A 16,228-nucleotide genomic window follows, 5' to 3' on the forward strand; every position below is an offset into this window, starting at 1 on the left:
TTGCGAGAAAAATCTAAAAAATCAAAAAAATTAGCTATAACACTTGTAAATGATTTTGATATTAGTTAAACTAAGTTTGAATAAAAAGTTAGGTACACCGAAAAGGAGTGGTAAGAGGTGTCTAAAAATGAAATATCCGTTAAAGATTTGACGGTTGCTTATCAAGGAAAGACAGTATTAAATCATGTATCAACAGTTATCCAATCACAAAAATTTACAGGGATCATTGGACCGAATGGCGCTGGGAAATCTACTTTTATGAAAGCTTTATTAGAATTAGTTCCTAAAATTTCCGGAGAAATCACTTTCGACGGTCGCTCCATAAAAACGATTCGTAAAAAAATTGCCTATGTCGAACAGCGTAGTGAGCTGGATCTTTCTTTTCCGATCGATGTATTAGGGGTAGTTTTGTTAGGAACCTATCCATCCTTGCGCTTGGGGCAACGTCCTGGGAAAAAAGAAAAGGAACGAGCAAAACAAGCCTTAGCGAAAGTGGACATGACAGATTATGAAAATCGACAAATCAGTGAATTATCTGGAGGACAATTACAGCGGATATTTATTGCTAGAGCCTTGGCTCAAGGCGCAGAATGGATTTTTTTAGATGAACCATTTGTTGGGATCGATGCGGTCAGTGAAAGAAAAATCTTTGCTATTTTGGATGAACTGAAAAATGAAGGGAAAACTATTGTGATCGTCCATCATGATCTGCACAAAGTCGAAGCCTATTTTGATGAAGTAATTTTATTGAATAAAGAATTGATTGCAGCTGGATCAGTTGACGAAGTATTTACTTCAGAAAATCTACAGTTGGCTTATGGGGAGATCATTGGGCAATTAGTTAAAGGGGTAATGGAAAAATGATTCAATCGTTTATTGAGGGATTAATGGATTATCAATTTCTGCAATATGCATTGATTACATCTATGTTAGTTGGATTGGCTTCAGGGGTGATTGGCTCTTTTATTATTTTGAGAGGGATGTCTTTGATGGGGGATGCGATTTCTCACGCGGTACTGCCTGGAGTCGCGATTTCGTATATGTTTGGTTTTAGTTACATTCTAGGAGCCACTGCATTTGGGATGTTGACAGCTGGCATAATCGGATTTGTCACACAGCGTAGCCGTTTGAAAAATGATACAGCTATTGGGATCGTTTTTAGTTCATTCTTTGCATTAGGTGTCATCTTGATTTCTTTTGCTCAAAGTGCAACTAATCTGTACCATATCTTATTTGGAAATGTTTTAGCAGTTAGAGAAAGTGATATGTTGATGACTGCCATAGTGAGTGGGATCGTCTTATTGTTTGTATTTATTTTTTATAAAGAACTGAAAATCACTTCTTTTGATCCGATGATGGCAAAAGCTTATGGGTTGAATACGACACTTGTTCACTATTTGTTGATGTTCTTCTTAACACTGGTTGCCGTTGTGAGTTTACAGACAGTAGGAACGATTTTGGTCATCTCGATGTTGATCACACCAGCAGCAACTGCATACCTATTGACCGATCGATTGGCAAAAATGATTTTTATTTCGGCAACAGTCGGCGTGTTAAGTGCGATCATCGGTGTGTTTTATAGTTATAGTTATAATTGGCCTTCTGGGGCGACCATCGTGTTGACCAGTGCAGTATTCTTTACGTTGGCCTTTTTATTTTCACCGACTAAAGGGATTATTTTTTCAAGAAACAAAACGAAAAAAAATGCCGAGTCGTAAAAAATCTAACGAATAGAAATGGAGTATGTACATGAAAAATAAACTGAATATCTTATGGTTAATGGGAGCTGTCTTATTTATTTTTGCAGGTTGTGGCAGTTCCGCAGCAGAAGAGAAAGAAGAAAACCTGACCGTCGTAGCAACAAATTCGATCATCGCCGACATGGCGAAAGAAGTTGGAAAAGAACATGTCGATGTGCATAGTATCGTCCCTGTTGGAACTGACCCACATGAATACGAGGTATTGCCAGAAGATATCAAAAAAGCAAGTGATGCTGATGTCATCTTATACAATGGGTTAAATTTGGAAACAGGGGATGCTTGGTTTGAAAACTTGATGGATACGGCAAATAAAAAAGAAGATGAAGACTATTTTGCAGTAAGTAAAGAAGTTGAACCACTTTATTTGACCGGTGGAGAATCAGAGACAGAAGCAGATCCACATGCGTGGTTGGATCTTTCAAACGGAATCAAATATGTACAAGAAATCGCACGCATCTTTGCCGAAAAAGACCCAGACCATGCTCCGCAATATGAAGAAAATGCAGATGCATATATCGTAAAATTGAAAGAATTAGATAAACAAGCGAAAGAGAGTTTCGGATCGATCCCAGACAATAAAAAACTATTAGTAACAAGTGAAGGAGCTTTTAGATACTTCTCACAAGCATACGATCTACCAGCAGGGTATATTTGGGAAATCAACACAGAAAGCCAAGGTACACCTGAACAAATGCAGTCGATCATCAGCCAAGTTCGTACTTCGGATGTTCCAGTCTTATTTGTGGAAACAAGTGTTGATCCGAGAAGCATGGAACGTGTCGCAAGTGAAACAGGCCTTGAAATCTATGATGAGCTATTCACTGATTCCATTGCAAAAGAAGGAGAAACTGGTGATTCTTATTATGGAATGATGAAATGGAACATCGAAACGATCCACGATGGTCTATCTCAAGAAAAGAAATAATCACTAATCGATTTAATAATCTAAAAAGAGGCAAAAGTGTGTAGCCTCGATAAATAAGGCGTCATCCACGAAAATTGTTCTTTAAATTTTTGTGGATGGCGCTTTGTTTTTGAAGAGAGTCCTTCTATTCCTTCCGTTTGCTCAGTTTTGGAGACGTGAGGACTAATGCTTCCGCAATTTATACAAATAAAAATTCGTTCGTTTATTGTTTTAAAGATACCAATTTTAGTGAAATTCCGTTATAGTTAAAAGAGAGGAAAGGAAGGTGAAGCTATGAATTTTACTAGCAAAGACAAACAATTGATTGCAAAAGAAATAACAAAAAAAATCAACCAACTAGAAAATAAGGAGAAAGATCAAGATCTCCTATTTCTTGAAGCAGAAATGGCGAAAGCGTTCATAGCAAGCCCAGAAGAATTGGAAACAGAGGAATACCCTGGAAAATGGTTATTTGATGATTTTCAGCCATTAGATGAAGAAACAGGCATTGGCTACTTTGTCTTTCTTTCATCCGTCGGTTTTACTCCTGGTGTATTAGTCAAACAAAAGAACGAACTAAAGGTTCAAGCATGGCCCGCGTTGTTTTCTTTGATAGGGACAGAGGGTGTGATTCCAAAAATCCAATCCGCATTTTTCAAGAGTGCATTTATTGCAAATAGCAAACTAATGAATACGTATTATAATCGTTTAGTAGAAATTGCTCGTCCAGGAGAAATTCCACAAACGTTCACTTATGGGCAACAAAAAAATCTATACGAAGATGTTGTTTATTCACGGGATCTATCTGAGTTCTCAGCAAGAGAACAACTACGTTTACATGAACTACTCCACACAAAACCTGTTTCGTTGAACTTTTTCAATGCATTAGACCAACGTCGAAAATGGGTATCCGTGAATTTCTGGGAAGTATTTGCTGCTAGAAATCGTTGGATGGAAGAAAGAAAAATCCCAGATCAACAGATCCAATTCGTTCAATTGAAAAAAGAACGATTATATTACGGATTATATAGTCGTGTCTGATCGAGGGTGGTAATGATGGCACTAACATTAAAGGAAGAAATCATTCAAGAAAGTAAGCGAATCGGGATTGATAAAATCGGGTTTACTACAGCAGAGCCATTTGATCATTTGAAAGAATCGTTGGTAGAACAAAAAGCTGCTGGACATACTTCTGGATTTGAACACCCTAATATCGATGAACGTTTATATCCGGAAATGACGTTTGATCGGCCGAAATCAATTATTGCAATTGCTTTAGCGTATCCGACAAAGATCCATGAAAAGATGCCTAGAGATGAAAAGCGTGGACAGTTTGCTCGTGCTTCTTGGGGCATCGATTATCATGATGTCTTACGGGATCGTCTGCAACAATTGATTTCATTTATTGAGTCACGAGCGACACATTGGCAAAAGGAAGAAGAATGGCGCTTGGCGCCGCAAGTAGATACAGGTGAGTTGATCGACGTAGCTGTGGCGCAACGTGCTGGATTAGGGTTTATCGGTCGAAACGGATTATTGATCACAGAGGAATTTGGCTCGTTTGTCTATTTAGGTGAGATCGTGACCAATATCGACCTAGAACCAGATACTCCTGGTGTCTTTGGGTGTGGCGAATGTACGCGTTGTGTGACGGCTTGCCCAACGGATGCACTTTTAGGTGATGGGCGAATGAATGCTAAACGCTGTTTGTCTTATCAAACGCAGACAAAAGGCATGATGCCAGAGGAGTATCGAAAGAAGATGAGCAACGTCATTTATGGTTGTGATATCTGTCAGTTGGTTTGTCCTTATAATAGAGGGAAAGATTTTCACTTTCATCCAGAAATGGAACCAAAAGTAGACGAAGTCTATCCGAAACTCACGCCTATGTTAACGATCTCTAATAAAGAATTTAAACAGCAATACGGTCATTTGGCTGGCTCATGGCGTGGAAGGAAACCTCTTCAACGAAATGCGCTGATTGCCTTAGCCAATTTAGGAGAACGTGCCGCTTTGCCTCATATTGAAGAGTGTCTAAGTGATGTTCGTCCAGTGATTCGCGGGACAGCAGCGTGGGCAATCGGTAAGTTAGGAATCAAAGATCCTGAAAAATGGCAAGAAGTATTAAGTTGCGCACTGGAAAAAGAAACAGACGAAGAAGCAATCCATGAAATGAACCAAGCAATCCAATTGTTACAAAAGAAAAAAACTCCTAAAAAATGACTTTTTTACTCGAATACGTCATTTTTCCCAGTAATTGTTGTAACAATTACTGGTTTTTTTGTGTTTATTGCATCAATTTTTGGGAAAATGAGAAGAATTTCGCAGAAAAATACAATAAATTGAAAAAAATTTATTCTAAATATTACAGAATGTAAGTTTTTTTAAAGTTTCTGTGAAAGGATTGAAAAACGATTCCAACGTTGATTTATAAAGCTTCTACGACTTTAGTCCTAGTTTTTCGGAAAATCAAATATTACAAATATTAAAAATGTGACGATTTTGTCATTAAATGTCATAATTCTTTCACCTATGAAATATTTCTAGATGATAAAGTTAGTGACGTTGAAACAAATCAAAGAGAAAAAAAGGAGCTTACTATGAATTCAATTAAAAAGATCGTTTTGGGGACAACTGTTGCCGCTGGAGCAACTGCAATGTTTGTAGGGACTACTGCTCATGCAGATGAAGTCTATACAGTAAAAGCTGGAGATTCATTATCTAAAATCTCACAAAAATTTGCAGGTGACAATTCACTGATCAAAGCTATTGCAGAGCAAAATTCGATTGACGATATCAACCGCATTTTCGTTGGTGAAGAATTAACAATTCCAACTGACGCTTCATCAGTAAAAACAACAGAAGTAGCACCAACAACTGAAAAAGTAGAAACTCCTGTAGTAACAGAAACACCAGCGCAAGAATATACATACGTTGCGCCTGTTGAAACAGTTGAAGTAGCACCAGCTACAACTACTGTAACAACAAACAGCAACTCTGCGAAAGAATGGATTGCACAAAAAGAATCAGGTGGTTCTTACACTGCAACAAACGGCCGTTACATCGGACGTTACCAATTAGATTCAGCATATTTGAACGGTGACTACTCACCAGCGAACCAAGAACGTGTTGTAGAAGAATACGTTGCTGGACGCTATGGTTCATGGGATGCTGCAAAAGCATTCTGGTTAGCAAACGGTTGGTACTAAGATAACCATCAATCATGAATCCAAAAAAGAGGGCTACGCAAGTAGGCCTCTTTTTTTACTTCTTTTATAATCTTGAAAGGTACGTATCGATTGATTTTTGATAATGGTCGCCTCGCCAAATGCCTGTGTTGAGATACTCTGCAATCAAATAGCCGATATAAGGGCCAGTAGTCAAACCAGAGGAGCCTAAGCCACTTGCGGCGATCAAGCTTGGTTCATCTGGAACAGGTGCAAAGAACGGCGCAAAATCGGAGGTGTACGCCCGTGTGCCTACTCGCATGGTGTGTTTCCATGTAGCAAGTTGATCGGGTTCAGCTAAAAATGGTACTGTACTTTTTATCAATTGCTGATAAGCAGATTCGGTAGGAACCAAATCCCAACCCGCATCATTTTCATGGGTTGCGCCAACTAGTATAGTCCCATCGTTGAATGGGATAAAATCGGCTTCCCCTTCTAACATGGCAACAGGCCATTCTTGGCTGTTCGCATAAGGTGTTTGAAAAACGATCAGCTGTCCTTTTTGTGGACGAATATCAGCATGAAAGCCAATCTGCTCCAGTAACGGCTTCAATGAAGGGCCAGGCGCTAGAATGACTCGGTCAAAGTCAAGTTGTCCAAAAGTACCAGAGATGACCCAGTGTGCGGTTTCTTTGCGTAACTGGACACGTTCAGAGATTACTTTGACCATTTGTTTCTCCAAGCGTGTGGCAAGGTGAGATAGATAGGCATGACCGTCTAAACGTCCCCCTCCAGTCACAAATAAAGCAGGTGTTGGTTTTAGCAATGGGAGAACTTTGGCTGTTTCTTCAGCTTGTAACAGCGAAATATCGCCGATTTCAGGTGCGTCTTTCTTTCGTTGTTCGGCAAGTGCAGCAAGATCTTCCAAAGCTTCTTTTTGGCGAAAAATCAGTGTGCCGGATTGTTTATAGATGGAATCATCAAGTGATAGATCCTGGATTAGTTTTGGGAAAAAAGCCGCACCATCTTTTGCTAACTGATACCACTGTTTATTTCGTCTTTTTGAAAGCCAAGGCGAGATGATGCCTGCACTAGCGCGAGTAGCTTGTCCTTCTTTTGCATCAAATAAGGTCACCTCAAATTTAGAGGTGTCTAAATAGTTGGCTAATGTCATACCGATGATGCCACCACCGATAATAGCAATTTTTTCCATAGAAAAACCTCCTTTACTTATCTACCATCTCATAAAATCATTAGAGATACAATATTTTATCCAAGGATTTTTTTCTATTTCATCCGAACGATTGTATGGTGAAAACTGATTATTGATAAAGTTAGAGACAAAAAAAACAAGGAGGAGTGAGCTTCATTCTCTCACACCTCCTTATCTATTAATTTGGTATTTGCTTAGGTTTTTGCACCATATAGCGGATAAATAGGATCAAACTAATGATCAACAAGCCAAGTAGGACACTTAAAGCAACTTTTGATCCTAACGTTGTTGCTGCTTCATAACTATCTGAACGATGATCTTGGAAAAAGTTGATGATCACAGCCACCAACGTAGTAGCGACAGCGCCAGAAAATTGTTGCAACGTATTGAATACGGCGTTGCCATCACCTTGTAATTCCATCGATAAAGCATTCATTCCAGTAGTCATCATATTGCTATAAGACAAACCAATACCGATCATATAGAAGAAATGACAGGCAATCAAAAAACCTAATGATGCATGACCTAAGATCAGGACAAGGGTAGTCCAGCCAACAAGTGAAAACAAGAGACCGATGAAAATTGGTTTTTTAGGTCCATGTTGGTCGAGTAGCTTTCCTGAAAAAGGTGATAACAGGGCACCAATCGTTGCACCTGGAAGCATAGCTAAACCTGCGACAAAGGCATTGTTCCCTTGGACGATTTGGACAAAGTTCGGTAGGACAAAAGAAACACCAAGTAATAAAAATTGATAAACTAAAAAGCTAAATAAGAATAAGCGAAACGTATGGTTTTTAAAAATTTCAAGTCGGATCAACGGATGATCGGCTTTTTTTGTTCGTTGATAGAAAAGGATGAATCCTAAAATGGCGATGACTAAGGATGCCCAGCCAATCCAGTCTCTGAACATGCTTAGAAAAGTTAAGCTTCCACTGAACATCAGACTAATACCAAGGACGCTGAGTAAATCTAAGCGGCCAGATTTTTCCACCTTAAATTTAGGAATCGCGTATAAGCCAATCCCAAGTGAAAGGAGTAACACTGGTAATAGAAAGAGAAAAATATGACTCCATGAGAAATTAGCAGTTAAGATCCCACCATACGTAGGACCAATCGCTGGTGCAATGGCGGTTGTTAAAGTACCAAGCCCCATCATCGTTCCTCTTTTTCCCATAGGAGCAAAAGTCAAGATGATGTGAAACATCAATGGCAAGGCTATCCCTGTCGCAGCACCTTGGAGTACCCGTCCTAAAAGCAGTAACAAGAAGGTAGGGGAAAAGTAATCGACCAATAAACCAGCAATAAATAGTAAATTGGAACTCAAGAAAAGAGTACGCAGGCTAAAGTTTTTTGTCAGATAAGTTGAAAGTGGCACAATGATCGCAATCATTAATAAGTAAATGGTTGTTACCCATTGTACTTGGGAGGTACTGATTTGAAATTCCTGAATCAGCGTTGGGAAGGTCACGTTCATTGCGGTTTCGATCAAAACACCTGCAAATGACATGATCCCTGTGGCAAGTACAGCAGGAATTAATTGTAGTTGTTTTTGCATGTTTTTCACCTCTAAATTATTTCGTAAAAAAAGAGAGAGATCTCTATTCGAAAATAGAAACCGCCTCTCTCTCGACACGCTAGGCGTGTTATCTGTACGATTTATCGTTCGGCTTATTCTAGCACAAGTCTAAAAATAGTGTCAACCAGATTAGCCAATCCAATGTAAAAGAGTTATGATAGTAGTGAAGAAGAAAACAAGGAGGGCCTATGGAAAAAATCGAATGGAGAAAAACCGACCCTAGTTATCGTATGTCAAAGAAACCGCAATTGATCACACTCCCTGCTCAAAATTTTTTTTGTATCAACGGAATAGGTGATCCAAATGGAGAAGAATTTAAGCGTCGTGTAGGTAGTTTGTATGCTGTTAGCTATACGATCCGAATGGCACCTAAAAATGATTGGCGGATCCCTGATTACTCCCCCTATACTGTGTATCCTTTAGAAGGTCAGTGGGGACTGCAAGAAAAATTTTTGAACGAACCAGTGATGTTAAAAGAGCATTTTTCTTATCAGTTGATAATCAAGCAACCGGATTTTGTGACTCCTCAAGTTGCTGCAGAGGCGTTAGTACGAGCCAAAACCAAAATTCCAGAAGACCTAGCGAGTCAGCTCGTTTTTAAGACGATTGAAGAAGGCCTTGTGGCACAGATCTTACACATTGGTTCCTACGACGATGAACCAGAAACATTTGAAAAGTTGGCTTTATTTCTCAAGGAAAAAGGCTATCGCCGAACTTCAAAAGAGCATAAAGAAATCTATATGAGTGATCCCAGAAGGACGGCACCAGAAAAATTAAAGACGATTTTGCGAGTAACCGTTGAACAAGACAAATCAGTCGAAGTGTCAGACATCAACTAAAAGAGAGAAAGATTCCCTGTTTTTTTGCTATAATAGATACGAAGAGGTGTTTTTTGTATGAAAAAAAATCAACGACAATCATTGATTCGCCAATTGATTACTGAGCATGCCATCGGTACGCAAGAGGAATTATTGAATCATTTGCAGATGAATGGGGTCAATGCAACGCAAGCAACGATCTCACGAGATATACGTGAGTTGAAACTTGTGAAAATCCAAGATGAGAATAAACAAATACACTATGCGTTATTCAATCAACAAGCGGATTCTTTGATGGAAGATCGCTTGCGAAGTGCGGTCAAACGAGAAGTATTACGAATTCAACGGATTCAATTCATGATCGTTGTCTTAACAGAAAAAGATGGTGCGGATGTGGTAACAAACTGGTTAGATGAAGTTGATTATCCAGAAGTGGCTGCGACGATTGCCGGCGTTGATACGTTCATTATTATTTGTCGCACAGAAGAAGAAGCCCAGGCTTTCGCTGAAAAATTAGAGCAAATGAGAGAATAGCTCACGTTTAGTCTAATGATCAATGGAAGCGCTAAACATATTGACGTTGTGTAAATCGTACTAAATTCCATGGATACTGGACTTGCAAGAATGGTACGTAATGATTGGAAGGGTGTCTTTACAATCTGGATCATTCTAAAGCTCCAATCAATTTGAACAAGTATACAGTGAAAGAGGGGCGAGCAGTCCAGTGATGACAAACATGATCATTTTTCTGACGATTTTAGTTTACGGCGTCAATTTTTTGGCATTTATGTACATTAAAATAAAAGAAATCAAAAATTACCTAGAAAAAATTGCGATCTATTTTGGTGTGAACATGACATTGTTGTTCACCAGTAGTATTTTCCTATTTTTTGGTAAGATCGTCGAAGACGGAATATTGTTGATAGAATAATAGAAAAAACTGATGCCCATTAATATAGGGCATCAGTTTTTAATTTTCATTTATTTTTTTTTGGGAGGGGTACCGTACATTTTAGGTGTTACCGGTTTTAATTTAGGTGCTTTGCCTTCGATCTTAGGTTCTTCCAACCATTGATACTCCCCTTCACCATCTAAAGCTTTACCTTTTGCCCAAGAACCTTCGCTACTTTCGTCACCTTCTGAAAAGTTATAGAAATCATAAGCAATATCTTTACGTTCTTCTTCTCTTGGGAAAGTCGTAGGAACAAGAATACCGCCTTCTGTTTCTTCTAATTCTTTGACAGCCGCTGCCCAAAGGTTTTGATGATAACTGTCTCTAGCCAATAAAACTGATAGTAGGTCTTTTACGCCACGATCATCGATCATTTCGTAAATACGTGCCACTTGTAGTCTTCCTTGAGATTCTGCGTTTAAGTTTGCACGAAAATCAGCAAGTAAATTTCCACTAGCAACAATATAACCACCACTCCAAGGATTACCAACGCTATCCGCAGGACGAGGTCCTAAGCCAGCTACAATAGCGTGTTGAGGATTCATGCCGGAAATGATCGCACCAATCGTTGGGTCTTTTTTCATTGCTTCTTCTTGATCTTCAACAGGTGCATCTTCAAGTAAGCGAGCAACCATTGTCGCTAACATTTCAACGTGTCCAAGTTCTTCTGTTGCAATGTCCATCAGCATATCTTTATATTTTTCTTCTCCACGACAGCTCCAACCTTGGAAAAGATATTGCATCGCTACACTCATTTCACCATACTGTCCGCCAATCAATTCTTGTAAATATTTTGCGATTAATGGATTCGGACGATCTGGTTTTGCCTCAAACTGTAATTCTTTTTGGTGTCTAAACATCAAATCTCCTCCTAATCATTTTTTAATACATTACTATTGTTATATGTAATGGAAAAAAATTCAAAGAAAACGCTCTAGATATTATAGTTATTTTATAAATGTTGATTTATCAATGTTTTATTCTGTGAGAATGACTTCGTTAAAAGAAAATATTAGGAATAGCTCAATGAAATATTTTTATTTATAAATGATAACTATTGATAATTTCCAATTGTATTCTCATTTTTGTTAACAGAAAGTAAGTAACGAGAAAGAAGAGCTGGTCACATCAAAGAACGATTGTTTTTAAGTCTCAGGTCAAAACGCTTTTGTCACGACCTGATCCACGGTGTTCGAAAGCCAACTCCTACGATATTAAGTCAAAAATTGAAAAAATATGAGAAGCTATTTTCTCAATTTCCGTCTTAATACTTGGAGCTGACCGGCTTTCTCAAGACCTGATAAACGGTGTTCAAGAAGCAACACTTCGGTCCTAAGCAAAAAAAATCAAAAATGAAAGAGCCATTTTCGCTTTTTTTTTGCTTATGCCTTAGTGCTGATCGCTTCTTTCACGACCTATTGTTACTTGTAGAATGTTTGCTTCTTTGATATGGTTAGTACAAGAAAAACATCGGAGGTATATCATGGCTAAAATTATGGTAGTGGAAGATGAAGAGATCATTCGTCAGCTGATTATGGAAGAGTTGGAGAAATGGCAATTTGAAACCTATGGAACGTCAGATTTCAATCAGGTTTTTGCTGATTTTGAGAAAGAAGAACCACAACTTGTTCTTTTAGATATCAATTTGCCAGTGTTTGATGGTTATTATTGGTGCCAGAAAATACGAGAAATTTCCAAAGTCCCAATCATTTTTATTTCAAGTCGTAATACGAATATGGACATGATCATGGCGATGAACATGGGGGCAGACGATTTTGTGACGAAGCCGTTTCAAATCGATGTCTTGATTGCTAAAATCAATGCTTTGTTGCGTCGTTCATATAATTATGGTGAGTTGTCGAGTGAAATGATGACCCATAATGGAATCACGTTGAACGTCGATAATGGCAGTATGGAGATTAATGGTGAAATGATCGATTTGAGTAAGAATGAGTATCGCTTGTTGTTTATTTTAATGAAACAACACGGGAAAATTTTGACTCGTGAAAAATTGTTGCGTGCGTTGTGGGATGATGAACGGTTTGTCGATGACAATACACTGACGGTCAACATCAATCGCTTACGTCGTAAAATCGAACAGGCAGGGATCACCGATTATATCGAAACAAAAGTCGGCCAGGGGTATATTGTTCCCTGAAAGGATGAAATACAACTATGAACTTTTTTAAGTATTTGAAAGATCAATGGTCGCTGATCGTCGGTTGGATATTTTTTATTTTATTGACGATTTTTGTGATGTGGTTAGCCCCTAATATAACGGTCGATTGGGCCACGATTGCTTACTTAACATTGATCGAAGGTGTTTTCTTAATCTTTTTTTTACTTGTCTGTTACTTGAGTAAACGTCGGTGGTGGGCAAAATTGGCAAATCTACAAAAAAATTCTCCCTTGCAAAATTATTTAGATGGTGGACATACAGAGGAAGAGAAGTTGATAGAAGATTATATCAATCAACTGATACGTGAACATCAGGAAGTGATGCAAGAAGCCATCACGAACCAGCAAGATCAAAAAGATTATATCGACTCATGGGTCCATGAAATCAAAGTACCCGTAGCGGCTTCAGAATTATTAGTACGATCGATCGAGTTTGATATCGATGATCAAAAATATACATTGTTAGAAAATGAGTTGTCTAAAATCGATGAGTATGTGGAACAAGTATTGTATTATGCGCGCTTGGATAGTTTTTCAAGAGACTACTTGATCCAAGAATACAGTATCAAGAGTATCATCCAACCCGTCATTCGTAGCCAAGCAAATTATTTTATCCAAAAGAAAATACGTTATGAAGTGATAGGTGAAGATCAAACGATTTTGACTGATTCCAAATGGGTGGCTTTTATTTTCAAACAGATTCTTAGTAATGCCATTAAGTATACGTCGGATGAAGGCGAGATCAAACTATTGATCGAGAAGACGACAAAAGGCGTAAAATTTTCTGTCAAAGATTCAGGCATCGGTATACCGAAAGAAGATGTTGGACGGATTTTTGACAAAGGCTTTACAGGGACGAATGGCCGTCTGAGCAAAACCCACTCTACTGGTCTAGGATTATACCTCGCTAAAAATCTTGCGGAAAAATTAGGGATTTCTCTCACTGTTGACTCGATCGAAGGAGAAGGGACGACTATGTCTTTGTTTTTCCCTATCTTGAGTTTTTACCAAGAAGAACGCTAAAAAAATGGGATTGCGACATGTTCACGCGTATTTCTGAAGGAACTACCGGTTGAACATGGTCTAATTTGGTTGTGATAGAAGTATGTTGACCTTAGATGATGATTGGAAAAGTTTTAATATAGTTATACATCAGCTGTTGCCCCGAAAGTAGAAGAATTTTCGAGGTAACGGTTGATTTTGTTTATGATTTATTAGTGACTGATTGAACTTCATAAAATCGTCAAGGAAGTTAAGTTAGAAAAAAGTGAGAAATAAAAAATAACTCTTGTGTTGTTAACGTTTTCGTTGATATGTTCTATAACATGTGACATTTAAAAGAAGGAGAATGTTTATGGAATTATTAATCGCATTAGTCCCAATGGTCGCGTGGGGAAGTATTGGTTTAGTCAGTGGAAAGATCGGTGGCGATGCCAATCAACAAACATTAGGAATGACGATCGGTGCATTTCTTTTTTCACTCGTTGCTTTTTTCATCGTTAATCCAACGATCACGCCATGGATCACATTGATTGGATTTTTATCTGGTCTAGCGTGGAGTGTCGGACAAAATGGGCAGTTTCATGGGATGAAATTCATGGGAGTATCTGTAGGATTGCCGTTATCCACTGGTTTTCAATTAATTTTGAATACGATTGCGGGCGCTGTCTTTTTCCATGAATGGACACAAACAAAAGATTACGTTTATGGTATTTTAGCGCTGATTCTTCTTGTAAGCGGTGCGTATTTGACTGCTCGACAAGATGATGAAGGAAAAGTCGATACAGATAATAAAATGCTTGATTTTGGTAAAGGATTCAGAGCATTGATCTATTCTACTTTAGGTTATGGTGTCTATACGATCATCGTCAACTGGGCGAATTTAGATGCGATGTCGATTATTTTACCGCAAAGTATCGGTATGATCTTAGGGGCAAGTTTCTTTGCTTTCCGAAAAGTAAAAGTTGATCAATATGTTTGGAAAAATATGGCGAGTGGATTGCTATGGGGAATCGGTAACGTATGTATGCTATTGACCGTTAAGTCATTAGGACTAGCAGTCGGTTTCTCTCTTTCTCAAATGGGGATCATCATTTCAACTCTAGGTGGTATTTTTATCTTAGGGGAGAAAAAGACAAAAAAAGAGCTTATATTTGTAATTGTAGGTTGCCTTTTAGTTATTTTTGGTGGTATCCTTTTAGGGTATATGAAAACAGCGTAAAGCTGTTTTTTTATATACTCAAAAATCAGGGGGAGGGAATTTAATGGATTTGTTTCGTAAGAAAGAAATCAGTCTCAATCATACGAGTGAGATGAAGAAAGAACTAAAAACATCCGATTTGATCATGCTTGGCATTGGCGCGATCATCGGTACAGGTATATTTGTCGTAACAGGAGTGGCAGCAAACCAAAATGCAGGTCCGGCACTATCATTATCGTTTGTTTTAGCAGCGATCGTTGTGATTTTATCTGGTCTAAGCTTTGCAGAATTTGCTTCGCGGGTACCAGTGATTGGCGGACCATATGCGTATCTATACGTCGTATTCGGTGAATTTGCCGCTTGGTTGACTGGATGGTTATTGATCGGTGAGTTCTTATTGGCCGTTTCATCCGTTGCGTCAGGTTGGTCCGGTTATGTACAAGGGTTTATTGAAAGTCTTGGTTTTGGCTTACCAACGGCGCTAACAGGTGGATATAATCCAGCCAATGGTACATACATCGACTTAATTGCGGTGCTTGTTGTGATTTTCGTCACATACATTGTTTCTTTGGAAGCGAAGAAAGCGTTACGATTGAACAACATGATGGTTTATGTGAAATTTGGAATCATTGCATTATTTATTATTGTAGGAATCTTTTTTGTTAAACCAGAGAATTGGCAACCATTCACACCATTTGGCTTTGAAGGTGTCCTAGATGGAGCAGCATTAGTTTTCTTCGCATTCTTAGGATTCGATGCGGTAGCGATGGCTGCGGAGGAAGTAAAAAATCCTCAAAAAGATGTACCACGTGGAATCATTGGCTCGATCTTGATCGCAACCGTGTTGTACATCATCGTGACATTGATTTTAACAGGGATCGTGCCTTATACAGAATTAGGTGTGAATGATCCTGTGGCATTCGCGATGCGTTATGTAGGACATGGTACAGTAGGAGCGATCATCGCCGTTGGCGCGATCTTGACCTTATTGACTGTGACGATCTCCATGATGTATTCATTAGCTAGGTTATTATTTGCAGTAAGTAAAGATGGCTTGTTACCACAGTTCATGACAGAAATCGACAAGAAACATCGCACACCGAAGAAAGCAACGTATGCAGCAGGTATCGCCGCATTATTCTTCGCAGGATTCTTCCCATTGAATATCTTGGCAGAGTTGACGAACATCATGGCATTGGCTTATCTAATGTTAGTTAGTCTAGGCTTACTGAAATTACGTAAAATGTTTGGCAAACCAAAAGCAGGCGAGTTCAAAGTACCATTGGTACCGATTTTACCAATCATTTCGATCTTATCTTGTCTAGTCTTGATGTCACGTTTACAAGCGGTGACTTGGTTAGTCTTTGGGATTACGATGGTGATCGGCCTAGTGATTTACTTTGGCTATGGTTACAAACACAGTAAGATGAATACCGAAAAATAAAAAGATAAACAAAAAA

16 protein-coding genes are annotated in these 16,228 nt (G+C 38.6%); 13 read left to right on the forward strand and 3 right to left on the reverse strand.

Annotation, left to right across the window (positions count from 1 at the left end):
- The first annotated feature begins 117 nt into the window (after positions 1-117).
- The 6 genes from IGK01_RS02830 to IGK01_RS02855 all read left to right on the forward strand — a co-directional run bounded on the left by IGK01_RS02830 (position 118) and on the right by IGK01_RS02855 (position 5,873).
- Positions 118-864: a metal ABC transporter ATP-binding protein gene (locus tag IGK01_RS02830; RefSeq protein ID WP_023519176.1), complete on the forward strand. Its 747-nt coding sequence runs from the start codon at positions 118-120 to the stop codon at positions 862-864.
- On the forward strand, positions 861-1,718 hold the full coding sequence (locus IGK01_RS02835) for a metal ABC transporter permease (protein ID WP_023519177.1): 858 nt from the start codon (positions 861-863) through the stop codon (positions 1,716-1,718). The genes IGK01_RS02830 and IGK01_RS02835 overlap by 4 nt, the downstream gene beginning before the upstream one ends.
- Before the next feature lie 31 nt (positions 1,719-1,749).
- Positions 1,750-2,685, forward strand: coding sequence for a metal ABC transporter substrate-binding protein (locus IGK01_RS02840; protein ID WP_153830460.1), 936 nt, complete (start codon positions 1,750-1,752; stop codon positions 2,683-2,685).
- 273 nt (positions 2,686-2,958) lie between these two features.
- Complete coding sequence (locus IGK01_RS02845) at positions 2,959-3,705, forward strand: hypothetical protein (RefSeq protein ID WP_010736215.1); 747 nt, start codon at positions 2,959-2,961, stop codon at positions 3,703-3,705.
- Between the two features lie 15 nt (positions 3,706-3,720).
- On the forward strand, positions 3,721-4,887 hold the full coding sequence (queG, locus tag IGK01_RS02850; protein ID WP_153830461.1) for a tRNA epoxyqueuosine(34) reductase QueG: 1,167 nt from the start codon (positions 3,721-3,723) through the stop codon (positions 4,885-4,887).
- 377 nt (positions 4,888-5,264) lie between these two features.
- Positions 5,265-5,873 carry a LysM peptidoglycan-binding domain-containing protein gene (locus IGK01_RS02855; protein WP_023519180.1) on the forward strand — a complete coding sequence of 203 codons (609 nt, stop codon included), beginning with the start codon at positions 5,265-5,267 and terminating at the stop codon, positions 5,871-5,873.
- A 64-nt stretch (positions 5,874-5,937) separates the two neighbouring features.
- On the opposite strand, the gene IGK01_RS02860 is transcribed toward IGK01_RS02855, so the two are convergent.
- Together IGK01_RS02860 and IGK01_RS02865 are read right to left on the reverse strand one after the other, a co-directional pair.
- Complete coding sequence (locus IGK01_RS02860; protein WP_023519181.1) at positions 5,938-7,044, reverse strand: NAD(P)/FAD-dependent oxidoreductase; 1,107 nt, start codon at positions 7,042-7,044, stop codon at positions 5,938-5,940.
- 178 nt (positions 7,045-7,222) lie between these two features.
- On the reverse strand, positions 7,223-8,599 hold the full coding sequence (locus IGK01_RS02865) for an MFS transporter (protein ID WP_438840486.1): 1,377 nt from the start codon (positions 8,597-8,599) through the stop codon (positions 7,223-7,225).
- Positions 8,600-8,808: 209 nt separating this feature from the next.
- Between IGK01_RS02865 and IGK01_RS02870 the strand changes: the two genes are divergently transcribed.
- The 3 genes from IGK01_RS02870 (at position 8,809) to IGK01_RS02880 (ending at position 10,369) form a co-directional block, all read left to right on the forward strand.
- Positions 8,809-9,459 carry a GyrI-like domain-containing protein gene (locus IGK01_RS02870; protein WP_438840487.1) on the forward strand — a complete coding sequence of 217 codons (651 nt, stop codon included), beginning with the start codon at positions 8,809-8,811 and terminating at the stop codon, positions 9,457-9,459.
- A 57-nt stretch (positions 9,460-9,516) separates the two neighbouring features.
- Complete coding sequence (locus IGK01_RS02875; RefSeq protein ID WP_438840488.1) at positions 9,517-9,972, forward strand: arginine repressor; 456 nt, start codon at positions 9,517-9,519, stop codon at positions 9,970-9,972.
- A 190-nt stretch (positions 9,973-10,162) separates the two neighbouring features.
- Positions 10,163-10,369, forward strand: a complete 207-nt coding sequence (locus tag IGK01_RS02880; protein WP_023519183.1) for a hypothetical protein — start codon at positions 10,163-10,165, stop codon at positions 10,367-10,369.
- 50 nt (positions 10,370-10,419) lie between these two features.
- Here the strand turns inward: IGK01_RS02880 and IGK01_RS02885 are convergent, their stop codons facing one another.
- A complete protein-coding gene (locus IGK01_RS02885) occupies positions 10,420-11,250 on the reverse strand; it encodes a manganese catalase family protein (RefSeq protein WP_010736207.1) in 831 nt (276 codons plus the stop codon).
- 623 nt (positions 11,251-11,873) lie between these two features.
- On the opposite strand from IGK01_RS02885, the gene sapR reads away from it, so the two are divergent.
- The 4 genes from sapR (at position 11,874) to IGK01_RS02905 (ending at position 16,212) form a co-directional block, all read left to right on the forward strand.
- A complete protein-coding gene (sapR, locus tag IGK01_RS02890; protein WP_010736206.1) occupies positions 11,874-12,548 on the forward strand; it encodes a two-component system response regulator SapR in 675 nt (224 codons plus the stop codon).
- Between the two features lie 17 nt (positions 12,549-12,565).
- Complete coding sequence (gene sapS / locus IGK01_RS02895) at positions 12,566-13,591, forward strand: two-component system sensor histidine kinase SapS (protein WP_375152106.1); 1,026 nt, start codon at positions 12,566-12,568, stop codon at positions 13,589-13,591.
- Between the two features lie 331 nt (positions 13,592-13,922).
- On the forward strand, positions 13,923-14,789 hold the full coding sequence (locus IGK01_RS02900) for a GRP family sugar transporter (protein ID WP_019724165.1): 867 nt from the start codon (positions 13,923-13,925) through the stop codon (positions 14,787-14,789).
- 43 nt (positions 14,790-14,832) lie between these two features.
- The gene (locus tag IGK01_RS02905) at positions 14,833-16,212 is read left to right on the forward strand and encodes an APC family permease (RefSeq protein WP_019724164.1); all 1,380 of its coding nucleotides are present in this window, start codon (positions 14,833-14,835) and stop codon (positions 16,210-16,212) included.
- Positions 16,213-16,228 lie beyond the last annotated feature (16 nt).

Source organism: Enterococcus sp. AZ080 (assembly GCF_051714945.1).
Lineage (GTDB): Bacteria > Bacillota > Bacilli > Lactobacillales > Enterococcaceae > Enterococcus_B > Enterococcus_B pernyi.

Bases quoted from the DNA above. Each gene is read 5' to 3' on its own strand.
- IGK01_RS02835 (WP_023519177.1), top strand. From the start codon at position 861: ATGATTCAATCGTTTATTGAGGGATTAATGGATTATCAATTTCTGCAA.
- IGK01_RS02840 (WP_153830460.1), top strand. From the start codon at position 1,750: ATGAAAAATAAACTGAATATCTTATGGTTAATGGGAGCTGTCTTATTT.
- IGK01_RS02845 (WP_010736215.1), top strand. From the start codon at position 2,959: ATGAATTTTACTAGCAAAGACAAACAATTGATTGCAAAAGAAATAACA.
- queG (WP_153830461.1), top strand. From the start codon at position 3,721: ATGGCACTAACATTAAAGGAAGAAATCATTCAAGAAAGTAAGCGAATC.
- IGK01_RS02855 (WP_023519180.1), top strand. From the start codon at position 5,265: ATGAATTCAATTAAAAAGATCGTTTTGGGGACAACTGTTGCCGCTGGA.
- IGK01_RS02860 (WP_023519181.1), bottom strand. From the start codon at position 7,044: ATGGAAAAAATTGCTATTATCGGTGGTGGCATCATCGGTATGACATTA.
- IGK01_RS02865 (WP_438840486.1), bottom strand. From the start codon at position 8,599: ATGCAAAAACAACTACAATTAATTCCTGCTGTACTTGCCACAGGGATC.
- IGK01_RS02870 (WP_438840487.1), top strand. From the start codon at position 8,809: ATGGAAAAAATCGAATGGAGAAAAACCGACCCTAGTTATCGTATGTCA.
- IGK01_RS02875 (WP_438840488.1), top strand. From the start codon at position 9,517: ATGAAAAAAAATCAACGACAATCATTGATTCGCCAATTGATTACTGAG.
- IGK01_RS02885 (WP_010736207.1), bottom strand. From the start codon at position 11,250: ATGTTTAGACACCAAAAAGAATTACAGTTTGAGGCAAAACCAGATCGT.
- sapR (WP_010736206.1), top strand. From the start codon at position 11,874: ATGGCTAAAATTATGGTAGTGGAAGATGAAGAGATCATTCGTCAGCTG.
- sapS (WP_375152106.1), top strand. From the start codon at position 12,566: ATGAACTTTTTTAAGTATTTGAAAGATCAATGGTCGCTGATCGTCGGT.
- IGK01_RS02900 (WP_019724165.1), top strand. From the start codon at position 13,923: ATGGAATTATTAATCGCATTAGTCCCAATGGTCGCGTGGGGAAGTATT.
- IGK01_RS02905 (WP_019724164.1), top strand. From the start codon at position 14,833: ATGGATTTGTTTCGTAAGAAAGAAATCAGTCTCAATCATACGAGTGAG.